Source organism: Nocardia sp. NBC_01499 (genome assembly GCF_045040275.1).
Taxonomy (GTDB): domain Bacteria; phylum Actinomycetota; class Actinomycetes; order Mycobacteriales; family Mycobacteriaceae; genus Nocardia.
In genome coordinates, this window is the sequence record NZ_CP109426.1 from 5,216,492 (window position 1) to 5,235,412 (window position 18,921).

General features: G+C 63.0%; 18 protein-coding genes. 7 read left to right on the forward strand and 11 right to left on the reverse strand.

Features of this window, described 5'->3' with window-relative positions:
• Positions 1–82: 82 nt before the first annotated feature.
• Positions 83–2,377 carry an MMPL family transporter gene (locus OG203_RS23825; RefSeq protein WP_405159493.1) on the forward strand — a complete coding sequence of 765 codons (2,295 nt, stop codon included), beginning with the start codon at positions 83–85 and terminating at the stop codon, positions 2,375–2,377.
• 204 nt (positions 2,378–2,581) lie between these two features.
• Positions 2,582–4,882: an MMPL family transporter gene (locus OG203_RS23830; RefSeq protein WP_405159494.1), complete on the forward strand. Its 2,301-nt coding sequence runs from the start codon at positions 2,582–2,584 to the stop codon at positions 4,880–4,882.
• A gap of 46 nt (positions 4,883–4,928) precedes the next feature.
• Here the strand turns inward: OG203_RS23830 and OG203_RS23835 are convergent, their stop codons facing one another.
• The 4 genes from OG203_RS23835 to OG203_RS23850 form a co-directional block, all read right to left on the reverse strand.
• Entirely contained in the window at positions 4,929–5,123 is a 195-nt protein-coding gene (locus OG203_RS23835) for a hypothetical protein (RefSeq protein WP_405167982.1), read from the reverse strand.
• A gap of 124 nt (positions 5,124–5,247) precedes the next feature.
• Positions 5,248–5,448: a hypothetical protein gene (locus OG203_RS23840; protein WP_405159495.1), complete on the reverse strand. Its 201-nt coding sequence runs from the start codon at positions 5,446–5,448 to the stop codon at positions 5,248–5,250.
• A gap of 181 nt (positions 5,449–5,629) precedes the next feature.
• Positions 5,630–5,830 (reverse strand): hypothetical protein, encoded by a 201-nt coding sequence (locus OG203_RS23845; RefSeq protein WP_405159496.1) that lies wholly within the window; start codon positions 5,828–5,830, stop codon positions 5,630–5,632.
• A 253-nt stretch (positions 5,831–6,083) separates the two neighbouring features.
• Positions 6,084–6,938, reverse strand: a complete 855-nt coding sequence (locus OG203_RS23850) for an SDR family oxidoreductase (RefSeq protein ID WP_405159497.1) — start codon at positions 6,936–6,938, stop codon at positions 6,084–6,086.
• Between the two features lie 218 nt (positions 6,939–7,156).
• Here OG203_RS23850 and OG203_RS23855 point away from each other — a divergent pair, with 218 nt between their 5' ends.
• Complete coding sequence (locus tag OG203_RS23855; protein WP_405159498.1) at positions 7,157–7,594, forward strand: hypothetical protein; 438 nt, start codon at positions 7,157–7,159, stop codon at positions 7,592–7,594.
• 1,161 nt (positions 7,595–8,755) lie between these two features.
• On the opposite strand, the gene OG203_RS23860 is transcribed toward OG203_RS23855, so the two are convergent.
• The 3 genes from OG203_RS23860 to OG203_RS23870 all read right to left on the reverse strand — a co-directional run bounded on the left by OG203_RS23860 (position 8,756) and on the right by OG203_RS23870 (position 11,104).
• On the reverse strand, positions 8,756–9,169 hold the full coding sequence (locus OG203_RS23860; protein WP_405159499.1) for a type II toxin-antitoxin system VapC family toxin: 414 nt from the start codon (positions 9,167–9,169) through the stop codon (positions 8,756–8,758).
• On the reverse strand, positions 9,162–9,413 hold the full coding sequence (locus OG203_RS23865) for a type II toxin-antitoxin system Phd/YefM family antitoxin (protein WP_405159500.1): 252 nt from the start codon (positions 9,411–9,413) through the stop codon (positions 9,162–9,164). Before OG203_RS23865 ends, OG203_RS23860 begins: the two co-directional genes overlap by 8 nt.
• Positions 9,414–10,360: 947 nt before the next feature.
• Entirely contained in the window at positions 10,361–11,104 is a 744-nt protein-coding gene (locus OG203_RS23870; RefSeq protein WP_405159501.1) for a TauD/TfdA family dioxygenase, read from the reverse strand.
• Between the two features lie 99 nt (positions 11,105–11,203).
• Here OG203_RS23870 and OG203_RS23875 point away from each other — a divergent pair, with 99 nt between their 5' ends.
• Positions 11,204–11,629 (forward strand): NUDIX domain-containing protein, encoded by a 426-nt coding sequence (locus tag OG203_RS23875; protein ID WP_405159502.1) that lies wholly within the window; start codon positions 11,204–11,206, stop codon positions 11,627–11,629.
• A gap of 10 nt (positions 11,630–11,639) precedes the next feature.
• On the forward strand, positions 11,640–12,896 hold the full coding sequence (locus tag OG203_RS23880) for a multiprotein-bridging factor 1 family protein (RefSeq protein ID WP_405159503.1): 1,257 nt from the start codon (positions 11,640–11,642) through the stop codon (positions 12,894–12,896).
• 63 nt (positions 12,897–12,959) lie between these two features.
• Here OG203_RS23880 and OG203_RS23885 read toward each other — a convergent pair whose 3' ends face one another.
• Positions 12,960–13,514 carry a recombinase family protein gene (locus tag OG203_RS23885; RefSeq protein ID WP_405159504.1) on the reverse strand — a complete coding sequence of 185 codons (555 nt, stop codon included), beginning with the start codon at positions 13,512–13,514 and terminating at the stop codon, positions 12,960–12,962.
• Positions 13,515–13,809: 295 nt separating this feature from the next.
• Here OG203_RS23885 and OG203_RS23890 point away from each other — a divergent pair, with 295 nt between their 5' ends.
• Complete coding sequence (locus OG203_RS23890) at positions 13,810–14,358, forward strand: hypothetical protein (protein ID WP_405159505.1); 549 nt, start codon at positions 13,810–13,812, stop codon at positions 14,356–14,358.
• Here OG203_RS23890 and istB read toward each other — a convergent pair.
• Complete coding sequence (gene istB / locus OG203_RS23895) at positions 14,295–15,050, reverse strand: IS21-like element helper ATPase IstB (RefSeq protein ID WP_405159506.1); 756 nt, start codon at positions 15,048–15,050, stop codon at positions 14,295–14,297. The genes OG203_RS23890 and istB overlap by 64 nt on opposite strands.
• 64 nt (positions 15,051–15,114) lie before the next feature.
• Positions 15,115–16,656, reverse strand: coding sequence for an IS21 family transposase (gene istA / locus OG203_RS23900; RefSeq protein ID WP_405159507.1), 1,542 nt, complete (start codon positions 16,654–16,656; stop codon positions 15,115–15,117).
• 218 nt (positions 16,657–16,874) lie between these two features.
• Between istA and OG203_RS23905 the strand changes: the two genes are divergently transcribed.
• Positions 16,875–17,336 carry a hypothetical protein gene (locus OG203_RS23905; protein ID WP_405159508.1) on the forward strand — a complete coding sequence of 154 codons (462 nt, stop codon included), beginning with the start codon at positions 16,875–16,877 and terminating at the stop codon, positions 17,334–17,336.
• A 54-nt stretch (positions 17,337–17,390) separates the two neighbouring features.
• Here OG203_RS23905 and OG203_RS23910 read toward each other — a convergent pair whose 3' ends face one another.
• On the reverse strand, positions 17,391–18,629 hold the full coding sequence (locus OG203_RS23910) for a hypothetical protein (protein ID WP_405159509.1): 1,239 nt from the start codon (positions 18,627–18,629) through the stop codon (positions 17,391–17,393).
• Positions 18,630–18,921 lie beyond the last annotated feature (292 nt).

The following is an 18,921-nucleotide window of genomic DNA, read 5'->3' on the forward strand; positions in this document are numbered from 1 at the left end:
GAGGCGGGGACGAGCAGGGCACCCCGCGAGTGCTGTCACCGGCCCGAATCAGCACACCCCAAGTATCGCTAGGAGATCCTTCGTGTCCGTTTATCTCTATAGATGGGGAAAGTTCGCTTTCCGAAGAAAATGGATAGTGGTCCCCGCGTGGCTTGTCCTGTTCCTGATCCTGTTCGGGCTCGGCAGCCAGCTCAGCAAGCCGATGACCAACGACTTCAGCATGCCGGACCTGCCGTCCGCGCGCGCCAATGACATTCTCGACAAGCACTTTCCCGGCGCTTCCGCCGCGTTCAAGTTCGACGCCGTCACCGGCACCTACGTGGTCGGCGCGCCGGCGGGACAGAAGCTCACCGACCCGGTGAACCGCACGGCCCTCGACGCGTTCATCGCCAAGCTCGGCGCGCTCGACATCGTCGACCACAGCAAGCCGATCATGAACCCGGTCGAGGCAGCCGACAAGATGGGCTGTCTGGCCAACCCTGATCCAGGCAAGTGCAGTGGCGCGCCGCTGAACGTGCTCAGCAAGACCGTGCCCGACTCGGTGGCCGTGCTGAACGTGCCGTTCACCATCAAGAAGTTCACCGACGTCACCGACAAGGAGCGCGACGCGGCCTACGCCGTTGCCTCCGACGCGCGCAATGCCGGGCTCACCGTCGAGATGAGCGGCTCGATCGCGATGAAGCAGCAGGCGCCGAGCGGTAAGTCCGAGATGATCGGCATGGGTGTCGCGTTGATCGTGATGATCGTGGCGTTCGGCGCGATCGTGGCCGCCTTCGTGCCGATCGTCACCGCGATCGTCGGGCTCGGCGCGGCCATCTCGCTGATCAGTTTGGGCACCTCGGTGATCGAGGTACCGAGCTTCACCACATTCCTCGCATCGATGATCGGTATCGCGCTGTCGATCGACTACGCGCTTTTCATCGTCTCGCGATACAAACACGAACTGGCAGTACAGGATTCGCCGGAGGAGGCGGCCGGTACCGCGCTCGGCACGGCCGGGTCCGCTGTGGTGTTCGCCGGTCTGACGGTGATCATCGCGCTCGGCGGGCTCAGCATCGTCGGCGTGCAGTTCATGACCTTCATGGGTCTCGGCGGTGCGATCGCCGCTGGGTTCGCGGTGCTCACCGCGATCACGCTGATGCCGGCGCTGCTCGGCGCGTTCGGGCGGTCGCTGTTCAAGCCGAAGCTGCCGGTCGTCGCCAAGCACGATCCGGAGGACGAGCACTCGGTCACCAACGGCATGCGCTTCGGCCGGTTGATCGGCAAGGCGCCCTGGCTCGCGCTCGCGCTCAGTGTCCTTGTGCTCGGCGCGCTCGCCGCGCCCGCGGCCGGACTGAACCTCGGTCTGCCCGGCGACGACAGCCAGCCAAAGACCTCCACCATCCGCAAGGCCTACGAGCTGCGCACCGAGGGCTTCGGCGAGGGCAGCAACGGCGTGCTGAACGTGGCGGCCGATCTGTCCAAGGTGCCGGTGGAGAACCGGGACAACGCGGTCAAGGCGCTGCGCGACAAGCTCTCCGCCTACCCGGGCATGGACTATGTGACCGAGCCGAAGTGGAGCGAGGACAAGCAGGGCGTGCTGCTCGACGGCGTGCCGAAGTCGGGTCCGAACAACCAGGCCACCAAGGACCTGGTCAGTGACGCCCGCGACGCGGAAGGCCAGCTGCAGGCCGAATTCGGGATCGAATACGGCATCACCGGAACCACCGCGATCTACGCCGATGTCGACCACGTGCTGCTCGGCAAGATCGTGCCGTACCTGGCGATCGTCGCCGGTGCCGCGTTCGTGCTGCTGATCCTGGTGTTCCGGTCGATCCTGGTGCCGCTGACCGCGGCGCTCGGCTTCCTGCTCTCCATGGGCGCGACGTTCGGTGCGACCGTGCTGATCTTCCAGGACGGGAAGTTCGGACTGATCGAGGATCCGCATCCGCTGATCAGCTTCCTGCCGATCATGTTGATCGGCTTGGTGTTCGGCCTCGCGATGGATTACCAGGTGTTCCTGGTGACCCGGATGCGCGAGGAGTTCGTCAACGGCAAGTCACCGAAGGACGCGGTCGTCGCCGGTTATCACCACGGTGCCCGCGTGGTGACCTCGGCCGCGATCATCATGATCTCGGTGTTCGGCTCGTTCCTGCTGGAGACCGACGTGACAGCCAAGTCGTTCGGCTTCGCGCTGGCAGCCGGTGTGCTGTTCGACGCGTTCATCGTGCGGATGGTGCTCATCCCGTCGCTGCTCGTGCTGATGGGCAAGTGGGCCTGGTGGATGCCCAAGTGGCTGGACCGGATCGTGCCCGATATCGATGTCGAGGGCGCGAAGCTGCGTGAGCTGCGGCAGCAGTCGGCGGAAACGGTGAAGGTGCCGGTCGGCGTCAGCTGATCGTCGCCTGGCTCGGCCCCGTACTCGATGTTCGAGTGCGGGGCCGAGTCGTTTCCGGGGCTGGTTCTTGATCTTGTGCGCAGTCCACAGCAGACTCAGAGAAGTTCGACCTCTCCAGCTCGGTAGTTCCCCGGCGGGGCACAGTCGGCCCGCCGCGTTTCGTCGCTCGGTCCGGCACGACTCGATCACCGCGAGGAGAACCCTGTGTCCGTGTACCTATACCGGTGGGGCAAGTTCGCCTTCCGTCACAAGTGGCTGGTGCTGCCCATCTGGATCGTGCTCTTCGCGGTGCTCGCCGGTCTGGGAGCGCAGCTGAAGGAGCCGATGAGCGACGACTTCAGCATGCCCAACCTGCCATCGGAGCGGGCGACGCAGATCCTGGACCAGCACTTTCCCGGCATGTCGGAGGCGTTCAAATTCGACGCCGTCACCGGGACCTACGTGGTCGGCGCGCCCGCGGGGCAGCAGCTGACCGACCCGGTCAACCGGCAGGCCATCGACGCGCTGATCGAGAAGCTGAACCAGCTCGGCATCGTCGACCACAGCAAGCCGATCACGAACCCGGTGACGGCCACCGAGCAGATGGGCTGTCTCGTCGCCGAGCCGGACGCCTCGAAGTGCAGCGGCGCACCGCTGAACGTGCTCAACAAGACCGACCGGGACACGGTCGCGTTCTTCAGTGTGCCGTTCGGCATCAAGAATTTCACCGACGTCACCGCCGATAGCCGCAAGGCCGCCTACGACGTGGCCGACCAGGCCCGCGGCGCGGGTTTGACGGTCGAGCTGAGCGGCACCATCGCGACGGAGCAGCAGGCGCCGAGCGGTCAGTCCGAGATGATCGGCATGGCCGTCGCGCTGGTGGTGATGATCGTGGCGTTCGGTGCGATCGTCGCGGCGTTCGTGCCGATCATCACGGCGATCGTCGGGCTCAGCGCGGCTACCTCGCTGATCTTCCTCGGCACCTCGTTCCTTTCCATCCCGAGCTTCACCACGTTCCTGGCGTCGATGATCGGTATCGCGCTGTCGATCGACTACGCGCTTTTCATCGTCTCGCGATACAAACACGAACTGGCAGTACAGGATTCACCGGACGAGGCGGCGGGGACCGCGCTCGGCACGGCGGGCTCGGCGGTGGTGTTCGCCGGTCTGACCGTCATCATCGCGCTGGTCGGACTCAGCATCGTCGGCGTTCGATTCCTTACCTTCATGGGTCTTGGCGGGGCGGTGGCCGCAGGGTTCGCGGTGCTCACCGCGATCACGCTGATGCCGGCGCTGCTCGGTGCGTTCGGGGGTGCGCTGTTCAAGCCGAAGCTGCCGGTCATCGCCAAGCACGACCCGGAAGACGACACCTCGATCACCAACGGCATGCGTTTCGCCAAGGCCATCGGCAAGGCGCCCGCCGTCGCGCTGGTGCTCAGCGTTGTCGTGCTCGGGCTGCTCGCCCTGCCCGCGACCAATATGAATCTCGGGCTGCCCGGCGAGGACAGCATGCCGAAGACCTCCACCGTCCGGAAGGCCTATGAGCTGCGCACGGCCGGGTTCGGCGAGGGTAGCAACGGTGTCCTCCAGGTCGCCGTCGACCTCACCGGCGTCCCGGAAGAGAAGCGCACAGCGGCATTGAGCGCACTGCATGACGAGCTCGCCGCCTCGCCGGACATGGACTACGTGACCGAGGCGCGCCTGAGTCAGGACGGGCTCGGCGCCGTCATCAACGGCGTGCCGAAGTCGGGTCCGAACGATCAGTCGACCAAGGACCTGGTCAACGACGCCCGCGCCGCCGAGGGGCGGCTCGAATCGCAATACGGGATGAGATATGGCATCACCGGCACCACCGCCATCTACGCCGATATCGACCATGTGCTGCTCAGCAAGATCGTGCCGTACATGGCGATCGTGGCTGGTGCCGCGTTCATTCTGCTGATCCTGGTCTTCCGATCCATCCTGGTGCCGCTGACCGGCGCGCTCGGCTTCCTGCTCTCGATGGCGGCCACCTTCGGCGCGACGGTGCTGATCTTCCAGGAGGGCAAGCTCGGGTTGATCAAGGATCCGAGGGCCATCGTCAGCTTCCTGCCGATCATGTTGATCGGCTTGGTGTTCGGCCTCGCGATGGACTACCAGGTGTTCCTGGTGACCCGCATGCGCGAGGAGTTCGTGCACGGTAAATCGCCGAAGGAGGCGATGATCCACGGCTATCACCACGGGGCCAGGGTGGTCACCTCGGCGGCGATCATCATGATCTCGGTGTTCGGCTCGTTCCTGCTCGAGACCGATGTCACCGCGAAGATGATGGGTTTCGCGCTGGCGGCGGGCGTGCTGTTCGACGCCTTCCTGGTGCGCATGGTGTTGATCCCGTCGCTGCTCGCGCTGATGGGCAAGTGGGCGTGGTGGATGCCGGCGTGGCTGGACAAGATCGTGCCGGACATCGATGTGGAGGGCGCCAAGCTGTTCGCATTGCGCGGCCAGCCGACGCCGGGCGATGCGAGGCAACCCGCCGACGTCGGCTGATTCGAAGCATTCGCCCCCACTCGGATTCCGGGTGGGGGCGAGTTCTTTATTGGCTCGGCTGCGGCAGCGTGCAGTCGTCGACCTTCGGGTTCACACCCATGTAGTTGAGCGGACCGGCGATCGCCGTGACGGCGATGGTGCCCCAACCCGCGCAGTTCGTCGGGCTGGTTTCGAAATAGTGGCGCTGACCCGCGGCAAGCAAGCCGATGGCCAACCAGATGAGCAGCAGCGTGCTGAACAGCCGGGTGCCGGTATGGCGCACTGCTCGACCGCGAAAGCCGCGGTCGCGAATCTCCTGGTCGCGCATGTCATCGCTCCCTTTCCGTGCTCCCCACCTCGGAATACCCGCCTGAGCACGGTTTATCCTACTGGCTCGGCTGCGGAACGTTGCAGTCGTCGACCTTCGGGTTCACGCCGACGTAGTTGAGCGGACCGGCGATCACGGTGAGCGCGGTGGTGCCGAATCCGGCGCAATTGACCGGGCGGCTGTCGAAGTAATGGCGCTGGCCCGCGGCGAGCACGCCGAGCACCAGCCAGACCACGACAATCAGGCTTCCAAGTCGCATACTGCCTCGTTCGTCGGCGTCCACTGAGCAACATCATTATGTGGTGCCGGACGCGACGCGCCGAGCGCGACAAGATCGCCTGCGTGCCGCGCACAGACGGCGGACCTCGCACCCGTTGCCGGGTGCGAGGTCACCGAATCGACTGTGCCAGTGCACAGTCCGTGATCAAGGGTTTCGTCGACTACTGACTCGGTTTTGGCACATTGCAATCCGCGATCTTGGGGTTCACGCCCATGTAGTTGAGCGGGCCCGCGATCACGGTGACGGCGATGGTGCCGAACCCGGCGCAGTTCACCGGGCCGCTGTCGAAGTAATCCCGCTGTGCCGCGGCGACAACACCGATCAGCAACCAGACCAGGACGATAATGCTTCCGATTCTCATGTTTCTCTCGCTCATCGGTCTCGAGCGGACTGTTCGACGGCGCATGGGCCACCACGTCCTTCCCGCACTTTGCTATCCGGCGTATACCCCTGTTCGCCCGAAATATCCGTTGCGATCGAACTATTGCTCGCCGGCTCGAAACCACAGGTAGCCGGTGCGTTTCAGCGGCGTTGTCGTTGTCATCGACCGGATTTCGGTGCGGGTCACCGTCGCCGACGATGTGCTGCGCGGCGATGAGCCCGGTCGGCCGTCGTCAGGCGAAGTCCGCGGCGTGGTCGGCTGCCCACTGTGCGTAGCCGCGTGCGGGTGCGCCGGTAACCTCCTGGATCGTGGCCGTCGGCTGGCCTGGTGTGTCGACCATCGCGGCCAGGCCGTCGAGAATGAAGTCGGCGAACTCCGGTGATACCCAATGCATCTGCGCCTTGGCCTGCGCCGGGGTGATCTCCTCCCAGATCAGCGGGCGGCCGATGGCCGCGCCGATGGTCGCGACCTGCTCGGCCCGGCTCAGCGATGTCGGCCCGCTCAGTTCGTAGCGGGCTCCGACATGCTTGTCGGTGGTCAGCGCGAGCACCGCGACCGCGGCGATATCCGCCTCGTGCAGCAGGGTGCTCGACGCGGCGCCGTATGCCCCGCGCACGACATCGCCGGCGCGGATCTGCGGTACCCATTCCAAGGTGTTGGTCGCAAAACCGTAGGGGCGCAAGAAGGTCCATTCCAGTCCGGAATCGCGGATCGGTTGTTCGACGAGCGCGTGCGCCCGGCCGATCGGGTTGCCCTGCTCGGCCACGTCGTCACGGACCGCGCCGGACGACAGCAGGACGATGCGGTGCGTGTGCTCGGCGATCACCTCGATCACCGAGTTCGCGGCGGCGCCCGGCAGCATCGGCCAGGTCAGGTACACCGCGTGCACTCCGTCGAGCGCGGGGATCAACGTTTCCGGGGCGGTCAGGTCGCCTGGTACGACCTCGACACCGGCCGGCAACGAGGCCGTCGCCGGGGTACGCGCCAACGCGCGCACCCCGACCCCGGTGTCCGCGAGCTGCGAAACAACTTGTCCGCCAACGTGACCGGTCGCTCCGATCACCAGAATCTTCTTCATCTGAGCCATGAACTCACCATACGAGCTCGGGCTAACCTTTGGTAAGTACCTACCTCAAAGTAAGCTCAGGCCAGGAGGACAGGCTGCGTGACCGACCACTCCCCCGAAGGTCACATACTCACTGACCCCGATGGGTATGGAAGTAACGGAACGATTGCACGGTCTGCTGGACTGGGTCAGCATCAACGGTGAGGCAATCGTGAATTCCAGTCAGGGAGGTCAGCACGATGAGCAGGTCCCACTCTCGAGCCGCAGCGAGCGCGGCGGCCCTAGCGGCCGTCACCGTCACCGCCGCGCTCACCGGTCCACCGGCCAACGCCGAGATGACCGGTGTCAGCGTCACCGCGGGCTCCGAAGGCATCGTGACCGGCTGCCACTACACCATCACCGCCACGGTGACCGACATGTCCGACGACCCCGGCTCGATCTTCTTCTGGCTCTCCGGCGGCGTCATCCCCGGCAACGGCGAACGCCTCCCCGGCGACCCCATCCACCACCCCGCCAACAACACCGTCACCACCACCTGGACCCCCACCCGCAGCGGACCGCAAAACATCACCGCCATCCAAAGCGTGCCGGGTCAGTACACGTCAACGAAATTCACCACCGTCGACGTCGAAGGGACCGGCCTGGACACCGGAAGTTCCTGCATCAAAACGGGATAACTACCCGAACTGCCCATAAATAGCCCCCAGCCGTGCGAACGGATGGAGGCACTCGCGGTGGCGGAGGGATTTGACCCCCGCCGCAACCGCAAGCCAATCGCCTATCGAGCCAAACTCACTGCATTTCAGCATGTTTCGGGTACGCCGACGATCATGAGCGTCCGGTCAGGCGTTGGCATGGCCAACGCCTGACCGGGCATTTCCGGGTACGGATCTGTTACGCGGCCCTGCCCGGCCCAACGGGAGAACCCGGGCACGTACCCGCAGCGGCTAGGGCATTCGTGACGGCACAGTCGAGCTGCGGGCACCCGCTGTCCGACCTCAGCGGACAAGCGGACATGGTCGACCAATTGCCGCGCAACGGTTCTCGAAATCGGGCGGTAGCCAGCTGCCACTAAGCCATCGTGGGTGTGCGGGGAAGGCCGCGTGTGCGGCAAGCGCGAAAATCAATGATGCCCAAGGTGTTTGGAGCCTCGAAACATGATGCCGGCCGTTATCGATATTATTGAACGAGCATTCGAAAATCTGGGGTGCGATGAGATCAATGGTGTCCAGTCCCGTCCACCAGAGTCGCAGGCGGCCGCCGAGCCCGCCGAACAGGACTCGCCAGGGCGTGACCGTAAGTTCGCCCGATCCTTCGGTTACCCAGCGTTGACGTGCGTCCGCTGCAGCCCGGCGCCTTCGAGCTGCGTTGCCAACAGCAGATCCGATGAGGCTGCCGACAACGAAACCCGATCTGCCGAAGGCCATCACGTTCCTGTGCATGTACGAGCCGTCACCGATTGCGCGCCAAGACGAGCGGACTGCGGGGCCTACGACCAATGACACCTCGCCTACCTCGAGACGAGCGGATGTAGGTACTGGGGACCGGTTGGGTATTCGGTCTTGACGCACGTCAGAAACAACGTGGCAGGTGTAAAGCAGGAAGTCATCGAATGTGGTCCACGGCGCTGCTGGCTCGCCGAACGGATGTGACGCGTACTCGTTGATGTCCATGGGCCCCCAGACCGCGCGAATGAACAAGCCACGTATGCGAAATGAACAAGCAGATTGTAGGGACGACTTTGTTACCCTGCAACGATATTCACTCACATTGGTTCGGTCGCACCGATCTGGTCCCGTTGCGCCCACCGGACCGGGTGTCCGCTGCCGGGTACCCGCCTACATCGCGACGATGTTCAGCAGCGGTCCGAGCCCCTTGAAGTCGTCCGGGTTGCGGGTGTACAGCGGCAAGCTGTACTGAACTGCCGTAGCGGCTATCTGGAGGTCGGCCACTCGCCCTCGCGGTTTACGCCCGATCTGCTCGAGAAGGAAAGCCAGCGACCCATACACGTTGGCTGTCTCGGCGTCGAACGCGAGTGGGTTGAATGACTTCGCGACCCACTGGAACTGGAGTTGGCGTTGGGCCTGTTTCAGCGGATCTTTGGTGGAGTGCAGTCCGGCGGCGAGCTCGGCGAGACTTATCGCACTGATGGCGGCTTCCGCCTCCTCGGGCAGCGCTGATTTCACCTCGGCGTAATCGATGAGGACCGATGTGTCGAGCAGTATGTGCCGGGGGACGGTGGATTCACTCACCGTCAGGGATCTCCTGGTCGATCATCGCATCCATGTCGGCACGCCACTCGTTGTAGTCGATACGCGGCAGGTGGGCGCTGGTGCGGGCGAGTTCGGCGATGGGCACGAAGGTTCGCCGTGTCAGAGGCTTGAGTTCGGCGACAGGTTTGCCATTACGGGTGATGGTGAAGCTCTCACCGGCTTCGACCGCGGCGAGGACTTTGCCGCTGTCGTTGCGGAGGTCGCGTTGCTGGATCGTCTTCATACCCACAAGGCTACCCAAAACTGCTACGTGGTGTACAGAGTGCTACAAATTACCGTGGTGCCGGCTGCAGCCCGCGCCACCGGTCGAGAGGCCCAGTCCCACACCGATCGACATGGCCAAGTCCGAATCCACCTAGTGCGGAGAAGAAAATAGCCCCTCACCCGGTTAACAGGTGAGGGGCCGTGGCGGTGGCGGAGGGATTTGAACCCTTGTTGTGGCGCTAGCATCACCAGGCGATTTATTGCAAACAGCAAGGTAGGACCCCGTTCAGGTTCACACCGGTTCTCGAACATACAAGCGCATTCCGCGCGGTCTGTTGCGGATTTGTTGCGACCGAAGACCCCCGGCACCCGAGCAAGGACCGGGGGTCTCCTGGTATCCGAAAGGGCTAACTCGGCTGGCACCACCCCCTTGGGCTGCACGCACTTCGCAGGGCGGCTGACACCGATTGCTCACCTTCGCCCGGCACCCAACGCACCGCGCCGACCGCAGCATTGCCGAACTCCTCAGCGTCCGCCACAGCCCGACCTTCGGACAGGTCCACCCCAACCGAGTCGGTGGCCGTCCCCGTGACATTCGCGATCATCAGGCGGGTGGTAGACCCGATCTGGCGCTTATCTCGAATCAAGGTCCAGCAGTCGATTGCTGGCACATGAGCGATCCAATGAGCGCCGCAGCAATGGACCTTCACCAAGTACTGCACCGCCTCACCCCCGTACGTGGCGGACGATGCAACCTGCCCTCGGATTCGAGCGCCACCAATGCAGCTTCCTTCTGCCTGCACCGAACTGATTCGCTGTGCAGGTGGATCTGTGAAAGCCGGTGTGCCTGTTCGATAGTGAGCGGGCCGGGATCGAACCCGCAGTGGTCGTAGTACGGATAGTCGTTCGGATCGTCGGAACCGTTCTCGAATCGGATGGCAACCCGCACGGTGGCGTAGTCCACGTTCACGACGCCACTCCCAGAACGTCAGGAACCACGAACCCGGACGGTATGGCGAACTCCGGGTGAGGGTTCAAGCTCAATCGGTACATGACTCGTTCGCCCGTGAAGGCCGCCCGCCCGTGCATCCACCGGTGGTTGTGCAGCACGTAGCCCTGCCCCGGCTCCAAGGTGAACCGAACCGTGTGACGGTCGATAGCGGCATCGAGGACCGGCAGCCATCGGGTGATCTCCGGCGAGTACTTCGCCAGGTTGTCACGCCGATAGCGGACCCGTATCCGACCACCTTGAGCCTGCTCGAAAACCGAGCCCAGATGACCAGAAGCACCACCGAACAAGGCCGTTCGAGGTCGAGTGAGAGCCTGCACGGCTTCGGGTTCGTTCATGGCAAGATCGGCGTACACAGTGCGTCCGTCGATGGCGATGCATTCACCCCCGGTTGTGCTCTTGCGCCCACAGACGACGAGTAGCAGCGCGGGTGGTTCCGGCACTCCGGATCGGTCGGTGTGTGGCGGTAGGGCACCGGTGCCGAAGCCTTCGAACCCGAGCCGATGCGCGAGGCCCGCTCGGTGTTCCAGCGTGGTTACCCCGTCGCCCTCGCTGTCGCGGTGCGGGACGATCTGCCCGAGAGACGCCCCCAACGTGACCAGTTGCGCCCGTGTGCGGATTCTGTCGAATCTGGCGAGCCCGTCAGCAGCGAGCCCGGCCGCCACCCCTGCTGCCCAATCCTGCTGTAAGTCAACGAACATGGCTCAAACCGTGCGCCCCGCACATTTGCTGTGTCCACTGACAAACTGTCAACGTCAAGCGGCCGGATGCTCAGCCGGCGCGGTGCTAGCGTCGCGGGCATGACCTCCGGATACGTGCCGAAGATGTACTCGATCTCGATCAAGGGCGTAGTCGTTCGTGACGGGCAGGTGCTGCTGCTGAAGAACGAGCGCGAAGAGTGGGAACTGCCGGGCGGCAGGATCGAACCCGACGAAACGCCGGAAGAGTGCGTAGCCCGGGAGATCACCGAAGAGACGCAGTGGCCTGTGACGACCGGTCCGATTCTCGACAGCTGGATGTACTACATCAACGAAGTCGAGAAGAACGTCTTCATCGTGACCTATGGCTGCTATCCGGACACCGATGCCGAACCTGTGCTGTCCCACGAGCACAAAGAGGTTGGGCTGTTCGCTGAGGATGAGATTGCCGGGCTGAACATGCCCGATGGTTACAAGCGCTCGATCATGACATGGTTCGCGCAGCTGAGGGCGGCAGAGAACGTCTAGGAGATATGCGGTGGCCGACAGCAGGTGTCAGGCGTGCGGGGTAACGATCAGTCGTTACGCGGAAAACCCTGTGTGCCCCACCTGCGCCACCAACAGCAATGTTGGTCGGTCTGTTGTCCGAGCTACCCCGATCGCCTCTGCTGTCTGGCTGTGGGCCACTCCGGAGGCTGCCACCGCTATCGCGACCAGGGACCTGCCGACAATCCTGCGCGCCTATCGGCGCATCAACGGTGCCAGTCAGGTAGCGCTGGCTGACCTGCTCGGCTACGACAAGTCGTACGTGTCGATGCTCGAGACCGGACGCCGGGTGATCAGTGATGTAGGCACCCGCAGGCACATAGCTGCCCGTCTGGCCCTACCCGCGCATGTGCTCGGCGTGACCGACGTTGACGATGCCGAGTATCGCGCAATGCTCCAATTCGGTGACAGCACAGTTCGTCTCGCCGAAATCGCCAGACAGGCCGGACGTGCAGTGGAAGCCGTCAACGAGTTGTGGCCGCTGGTCGCTCGGCTTGAAGCGCGAGCATCGGAAGAGCACATGGAACGTGACAGCCTGGTCCTGCTGGCACAAGCCCGCGTAGCGCTCGGAGTTTCGCTCGGTACCGTCCTGCCCGAAGAGCGGTTGTCCTCAGCTGCTAGATGGACTGGGCAAGCGGTGAAAATCGCTGCTTACCTCGAAGATTCACACTTCTACGCCCATACGCTTCGGATGCACGGCAATGAATTGCGCAAGGCCGGGCATCCCGGCGCAGCAGTCGCGCGACTCGACCACTCCCTACGGCTGTCGAGCGATCCAGCCGACCAGGGAGGATCTCTCGCCTTTATGTGCCGAGCCGCAGGCGAACTCGGAGACACGGAACGATTCGATCTTGCGCTCAGCGCTTACCGTGACCTGCTCGACCAGAACGCATGCAGCGGTCTACTGTTCCAGCCGTTCACCTTGCGAGAGATCGAACTACGCGGCCTCATGGGCACCGGACGAGTGGCGGAAGCATGCCAACTGGTCTATCGCCAGGCGGGTAGTCCTGCCGCTCCGCAGTGGTACATCATCGAACGAGTAACCACCGGCGAAGTTCTCGTAGCCAACCGGGACGCCGAGGGTGCCGCGGACGCTTTCGCTGAAGCAATCAGGTCTGCGGAACGCCATCGGCTACCACATCAAATTCAGCGAGCGATCCGAGCAACCACCAAGGCAGGGATGCTAGACCTCGCCGATGAAGGCATGACAGCTCTCCAGCGCACCCGATCTTCGCTGGCGGCGCGCTAGTACCTCCGGAACAGAAAAGGCCTCGGTCTGTGCGCCAGGGCCTTGCCTTCTTGGTGCGGTCGATCATTGTCCGGACAAATAGCGGTAGACGGTCGCTCGGGAACACCCGAGCATCTTCGCGATGTCCGGTGCGTTGATTCCCTTCGCCTTCAGCTCTTTCGCCTTCTCTGCGTCCGCGTCACCCACCTTGCGAGGACGGCCACCCTTGCGGCCGTTCGCCGCTGCTGCTGCCAGTCCAGCACGAGTTCGTTCGATCATCGTGTCTCGTTCCAACTGCGCGAAAGCAGCCATGATCGTGAGCATCGCTTTACCCATCGGCCCGTCCGTGTGCAGTCCTTCGGTGAGACTGTGGAAGCCAATCCCGCGCTCAGTCAGGTGCTCGATCAGTTGGAGGACGTGAACCGTGTTGCGGCCCAATCGGTCCAGCTTCCACACTGCCAGCACATCGCCCTCACGAAGGTGATCCAGGCACCGATCCAGTTCCGGCCGTTCAGTCTTCGCGCCAGACACGCCATGGTCGGTGTAGATGCGCTCCGCGCCAGCAACCTTCAACGCGTCAAGTTGCAGCTGAGGGTCTTGGTCGTTGCTGCTGACTCGTGCGTACCCGATGATCACCACTGAACCGCTTCCCGTCTCATAATCCCGTCGCTTTGCCGATTTTGAGACTAGAGGTTTTGAGACGCGGTTTCAAGACAGTTGCTGATCATGTTTGCCCAGAGTGGCTGACGCTGAGCTCATCTCGCGTCTCAGTCTCAACAACCGATCGTTATTGAGACACTTCCAGCCGCTCGCGGCGGACTCGGTTCGGCCGACCCTACGGCGACGGCCATTCCATTGCGGTACAACGGTTCTCAGGGACAATCACAGTCAGGTATCCAGCCGAGGACCGGTTGGATCGTCACGACGGGGGACTATGAACGACGAGCTGATCTACTTCTCCCAGACCAAGGCTCAGGGTCTGCTTGCCTCGAACGGGAAGCTCGCTCGTGGGCTCAAGTTCGAAAAGGCGACCCTCGAAGGCAGCGTTGGGGTACTCAAGGCGTCCGCGAGCGTGCAGCCCAGAGAATATGCCGTGCAGATCAACGCTGCCGTCGTCAAGCGGCTTGAGGCTGAGCTGTTTCGCAACGGCGACGTCGTCGATCTGGACGGAGAATCCGCCGACAGCCTGAAACGTGGTGCGTGGTTCAAGTTCTCGCGGCAGATGGCGTTTGGCGCAGCCTTCGCCGACGCTGGGCCTCGCGAGCGCGAGCCGGAGGCGCTGTACTTCATCGACATGCCAGACGAGCCACCAGCCTGTCGGCTATTTGTCGACCGTCAGGCAATTCCCCCAGGCTGCCGTCACGGAATTCCTCCAGTAGACGTGCCTCGCTGCGAGCGTAGCGAGCCGCTTCGAGGTGGTCAGCTGGCGGGTCGGCCTGGCCGTTTGCGGGGCCGGAACGAGGGTCCGTCCATCAAGACCTGATGGCTGGTGTTGATCAGTCTGTCGAGCAGGCTTTCGGCGACGACCGGGTTCGGGAACAGGGCATACCAGTCCTTCGGAGCGCGGTTGCTGGTCAAGATCAGCGGCTTGGCGCTGAGCGCGCGTTCGCTGATCAACTCGTAGAGGTCATCGGCGTGCAGGGCGGTGTGCTCGCGCATCGCGAAGTCGTCGAGGATCAACACGTGCGGGCGAGTGTATTCACGAATCCTTTTGCCCCAGGACCGATCCGCGTGACCACCGGCCAGATCAGCCAGAACGCGACTGGTCTTCGCGAAGCGGACGTCACCGCCGCGGCGGGCGACGGCATGGCCCAGTGCTTGTGCGACATGGGTTTTCCCGACTCCGACCGGGCCGTAGAGGATGACCGATTCCCCGGAATCGAGCCAGCGCAGCGCGGCCAGGTCGCGGATCATCGCCGAGGGGAGTTTCGGGTTCGCGGCGAAGTCGAAGTCCTCGAAAGTGGCTTGTTCTTCGAACTTCGCTCGCCGGATCCTCCTTGTCAGGGCATTGGTTTCGCGGCGGGCGATCTCGTCTTCGCAGAGGACCTGCAGGAACTCGAGGTGCCCGAGTTTCCCGTCGCGGGTTTGGGCCAGGCGGGCGTCGAGAGTGTCGAGCATGCCGGTGAGTTTCAGCGCGCGTAGAACATCGCGCAGGGCGGGGTCGCTGATGGACATGAGTGTGTATTTCCTTGCTGGAGTGAAGAATTAGGAAAGAATTGTTGGCCGGGTGGCGGGCGGGTCAGTTATTGGCGAACTGGTCGGGACCGCGCAGGAACGCCGGGACCTCGGCGATATCGCTGGTAGCGGTGCCGCCGAATGGGTCTTCGGTCTCGGTGCCGACCGCGAGGATGCCTTTGACGGTGCGGTAGGACGGGTCGCCGACCTCGATCGCGCGTGAGCAGGCCGCTTCGAGGCGGTCGAGACCGTATTTCTCGCGTAGCCGAAGGATGCCTTGCGCGGCGCGTAGATGGTGGATCGCGTTGGGTGACAACAGATCACCGATCACCAGCTCGCAAGCCGGGCCGACATCGATGGCGATCTTGCGGCACCAGGTCGGGCCTTGCAGGTGGAACGCGATGGTCTCGGGCGGATAGTGCTCCATATTCGTCGCCCGCCCCGCCAGGCGGCGGACATGGGTCGCGACGACGTGCTGGTCGCGGAAGATCTGCACGATGTCACCGCTGGTGCGGGCGTGCAGGGTTTGCCCGATCAGCCGCCACGGCACCGAATACAACGCTTTCCCGATCTTGATGTGGGTGTCGAGCCCGACTTTCCCGGTCGACCACACCGACAACACGAACGGCGCCGCCGGCAATGGCATCAGCGCGTCGCGTTCTGTCGCTTCGAACACCGGCAACGGTTGCCCACCGTCGAGCGCCCGCGAATTCCGCAACCCCGCGACGTCGCAGCACCACCGGATGGCTTCACCTTGCATCTGGGCCAGGGTGCTGAATTCCCTTCCACGCCAGAAGGAATCGCGAATGTACTGCATTTGACGTTCGACGCGTGGTTTATCCTTCGGTTTGCGGACCCGAGCCGGGTCGATCAACGTCTGGTAGTGGACGGCGAGTTCGGCGTAGGTGCGGTTGAGTTTCGGGTCGTAGAGATCGGGTTTGTCGACGCCGGTGCGTAGGTTGTCGATCACGAGCCGGGCGGGGACTCCGCCGAAGAACTCGAATGCCGCGACATGGGAAGCGCACCACGATGTTTGATCCATCGACAGCACCGGTTGCAGGAACGGCATCCGCGAGCACGAGAGCACCATCACGAACGCCTGCACCGTCACCCGCCGCCCCGAGGTCGGATCGAACCACGACCCGAGCCGGCCGTAATCGATCTGGGCTTCGCTGCCCGGTGGCACCGGCGGGCGCATCACCGTCACTTTGGCCCGGGCGGCCTCGTCAGCGAAATGTGTTGCTATCCAACGGCGTACAGATGATTCCGATACGTCCACCCCGTGGTCGTCGCGTAAGCGTTGCGCGATCGTGGCGACCGTGACACGGTGACCCAGCCAGGACTTGATCCGCTCAGCGTGCGGGTCGATCAACGACCATGTCACTGCCCGCGCGCCCGGATCATGCAGTGCGGGAAACCATTCCGCGACTCGCTCGGCCCACTGCTCAGCAGAAAGGGGTGGGCTCGCGCCCGGTGTTATGCCAGCGGCAACCGCTGGCGCGACGTACTTCCGGATCGTTTTCCGGTCGATCCCCAGCGATGCCGCCAGTTCGCGTTGTCCGCGACCGGCCTGCCAGTGGGTGTAGAGCTCGACAAGATCGAACATCGAGAAACTCCTCCTCGCCATCTCTTTCTCGCTCTCCTCGCCGGAACAACCGTCGAGGACAAGCGAACATGTGTGCGAGACACGCCGACCGGCGACACACCGCCAGGTGGGGGAATTACGTGACGGCCGGTGGAGGAATTGAGTGACGGACAGTGGGGGAATTCCGTGACGGAACTACCCCTCACCTGGGGGAATTACTTGACGGCTGACAGCTATTGATGCTCGGATCGTCACATCACCGCATTTCATCGGTACCGGTCGAGAACGGGAACCGCTCAGGATCGGGTACCGACAAGATCTGGCAGTGGTGGAGCGAGCACAACGCCGGGAACGAGGAAGCCGTCCCGCTGACGTTCAGGCGAGATTACGGCGGATTTCACCCGGTCTACGAAGCCGTGTGGGACATGTTGATGGACGGCGGAGAGTCGGGCTGCGGCATGATGACTGGCCTTGCTAGGGTTCTCGACCTGCCATATCACGACCCCGAACATGCACCAGAACGCGAGCTGCGTTTGGTCATCGCATCGCCGTTGTTTGTGCGGTACACCACGCCCCCTCCGCGGCCGGAGGCTACGACCGCACAGAAATTCGGCCGTCTGCCGATCTGGCGGCGTCTCGGCGTGGCGATGAGGCCGCAACGGATCTACAACCTGCCAGATCGGGGCATAGTCCGGGGCTGACCGGAAGACCACCGGCGCAAGATTCTGCTACTACCCTCCTCCAAAGCCCAGGTTTCAGGCAGTCAGACCCGCTAGCACGTGCCCCCAGGCTTCCATTGCCTTGGCGACCTCAGGTCCGGACAGCGCGGCAGTCCTGAATACTTTGAAGATGGCTTTGAGGCCAGCCCGATCCCGGGATGCCAGCGGTGATTGTGTTGCACCAGCGACAGTTTCAAGGTTGTCGAGCAAGTCTTGCCGCAGCTCCGGATCATCTGTCGTGTCGGTGAGGATAGCCTCCTTGAGCGTTTCCAACGCCTTTCCGAGGTCTGCGGAACCCTGGTTCAATACGCCCGCGATGGTCGAGTTGATCGCATCCAACTTCATAGCTACAGGGCCATTTATTGTACTGCCGTGAATATTGATCGAGTACTGCGAAGTTGGATTCACTCCCGATGATTCCAAATAGTCAGGCATATTCTTCTGCACCTCTCTAAGATAATCGATCCCGAAACCGATAAACGTCTCGGCAAGTTCTACGGGCTTAACGGTGAAAGGATTCTTGTACGCCATCCATCCCTGTACCGTGCGGCGGAAATCATCTGGTGGATTTCGCTTAAAATCCGGTGAATACTCGGAAATTTGCATTCCTCGAAGCAACTGCACAGCAGGCTCAATCCAATGCTCGATAAAATGCTCCACGAATGCCCGATCTTCGGCGTTGTCGATTCGCCCTAGCGGATTGCCGCGAGTACGACTACCTGGTGATACCTTGAGGCGAAGGATGTCCTTAACCGCCTCACCCAGGTTTATCGAGCGCAGAAGGTCGTCGGAGAAATGCTTAAATGATATCCCGTCACGCAACCGCGCATATCGAGGTGCCGAGTCGGGATAGTATTCACCCCGCGAATGAAACAACGGCCGATTCCCAACAAATTCGTCCAAAAATTTCAGGAGCTCATCGAAGCGCATTTCAAGCTCGCGGACATCTATCTCCTCTATATCCCAATCCTCGTAGGATAGGAGGCTGTGCACCGAATGTTGCCCGAGGTCGGGCGGATATGTCGGCGTCAATCCGCAAATCGAACGCCTCCATTCTGGCTGCACGTCGCGTAGCCATAGAGCGCAGAGGTCAAGCTGAACTAGTTGCTCGCTCGTATTGCCGGGGTAGGACGACCTCCGTTCCTCTGCGAGTCTGCTCATCACGGCAGCCCAGGCGCGGGCATTTACCCGCAAGCCGTCTACGAATGGCTTGATACCTTCCCAGATGCGGGCTTCTTCGTCTCGGATCCCACTCCAGTCCTCCGGCTTGTGCACACTCGCCATCCTGCTGTGAGTTCGACTACAGTGCAAGGATTTTCGGACTTCAGACCAGGGGGGCCACCCCTCTGTGGCAGTTCTGCACGCACCCTCAGGCACAGACGCCAATTTCACGCGCAGCGGGGGGCGGGGGATGCGACTTCGTGAACCTCCAGCTGGTGGCAACCCCGACAGGCTTGGCAGCGAACCATCAGCCCATCTGCCGATATCTCCCGACCAGCAGGAGCTTCCCGGGTCAGCTTCACAGCGCCCGTCCTAGTACCATCTCGATGATCAACTGCCACAATAG

Coding starts and splice junctions, on each gene's coding strand:
- OG203_RS23840 (WP_405159495.1), bottom strand. CDS start 5,448: ATGCGACTTGGAAGCCTGATTGTCGTGGTCTGGCTGGTGCTCGGCGTG.
- OG203_RS23845 (WP_405159496.1), bottom strand. CDS start 5,830: ATGAGAATCGGAAGCATTATCGTCCTGGTCTGGTTGCTGATCGGTGTT.
- OG203_RS23850 (WP_405159497.1), bottom strand. CDS start 6,938: ATGGCTCAGATGAAGAAGATTCTGGTGATCGGAGCGACCGGTCACGTT.
- OG203_RS23855 (WP_405159498.1), top strand. CDS start 7,157: ATGAGCAGGTCCCACTCTCGAGCCGCAGCGAGCGCGGCGGCCCTAGCG.
- OG203_RS23865 (WP_405159500.1), bottom strand. CDS start 9,413: ATGAAGACGATCCAGCAACGCGACCTCCGCAACGACAGCGGCAAAGTC.
- OG203_RS23870 (WP_405159501.1), bottom strand. CDS start 11,104: ATGTTCGTTGACTTACAGCAGGATTGGGCAGCAGGGGTGGCGGCCGGG.
- OG203_RS23875 (WP_405159502.1), top strand. CDS start 11,204: ATGACCTCCGGATACGTGCCGAAGATGTACTCGATCTCGATCAAGGGC.
- OG203_RS23890 (WP_405159505.1), top strand. CDS start 13,810: ATGAACGACGAGCTGATCTACTTCTCCCAGACCAAGGCTCAGGGTCTG.
- istB (WP_405159506.1), bottom strand. CDS start 15,050: ATGTCCATCAGCGACCCCGCCCTGCGCGATGTTCTACGCGCGCTGAAA.
- istA (WP_405159507.1), bottom strand. CDS start 16,656: ATGTTCGATCTTGTCGAGCTCTACACCCACTGGCAGGCCGGTCGCGGA.
- OG203_RS23905 (WP_405159508.1), top strand. CDS start 16,875: ATGCTCGGATCGTCACATCACCGCATTTCATCGGTACCGGTCGAGAAC.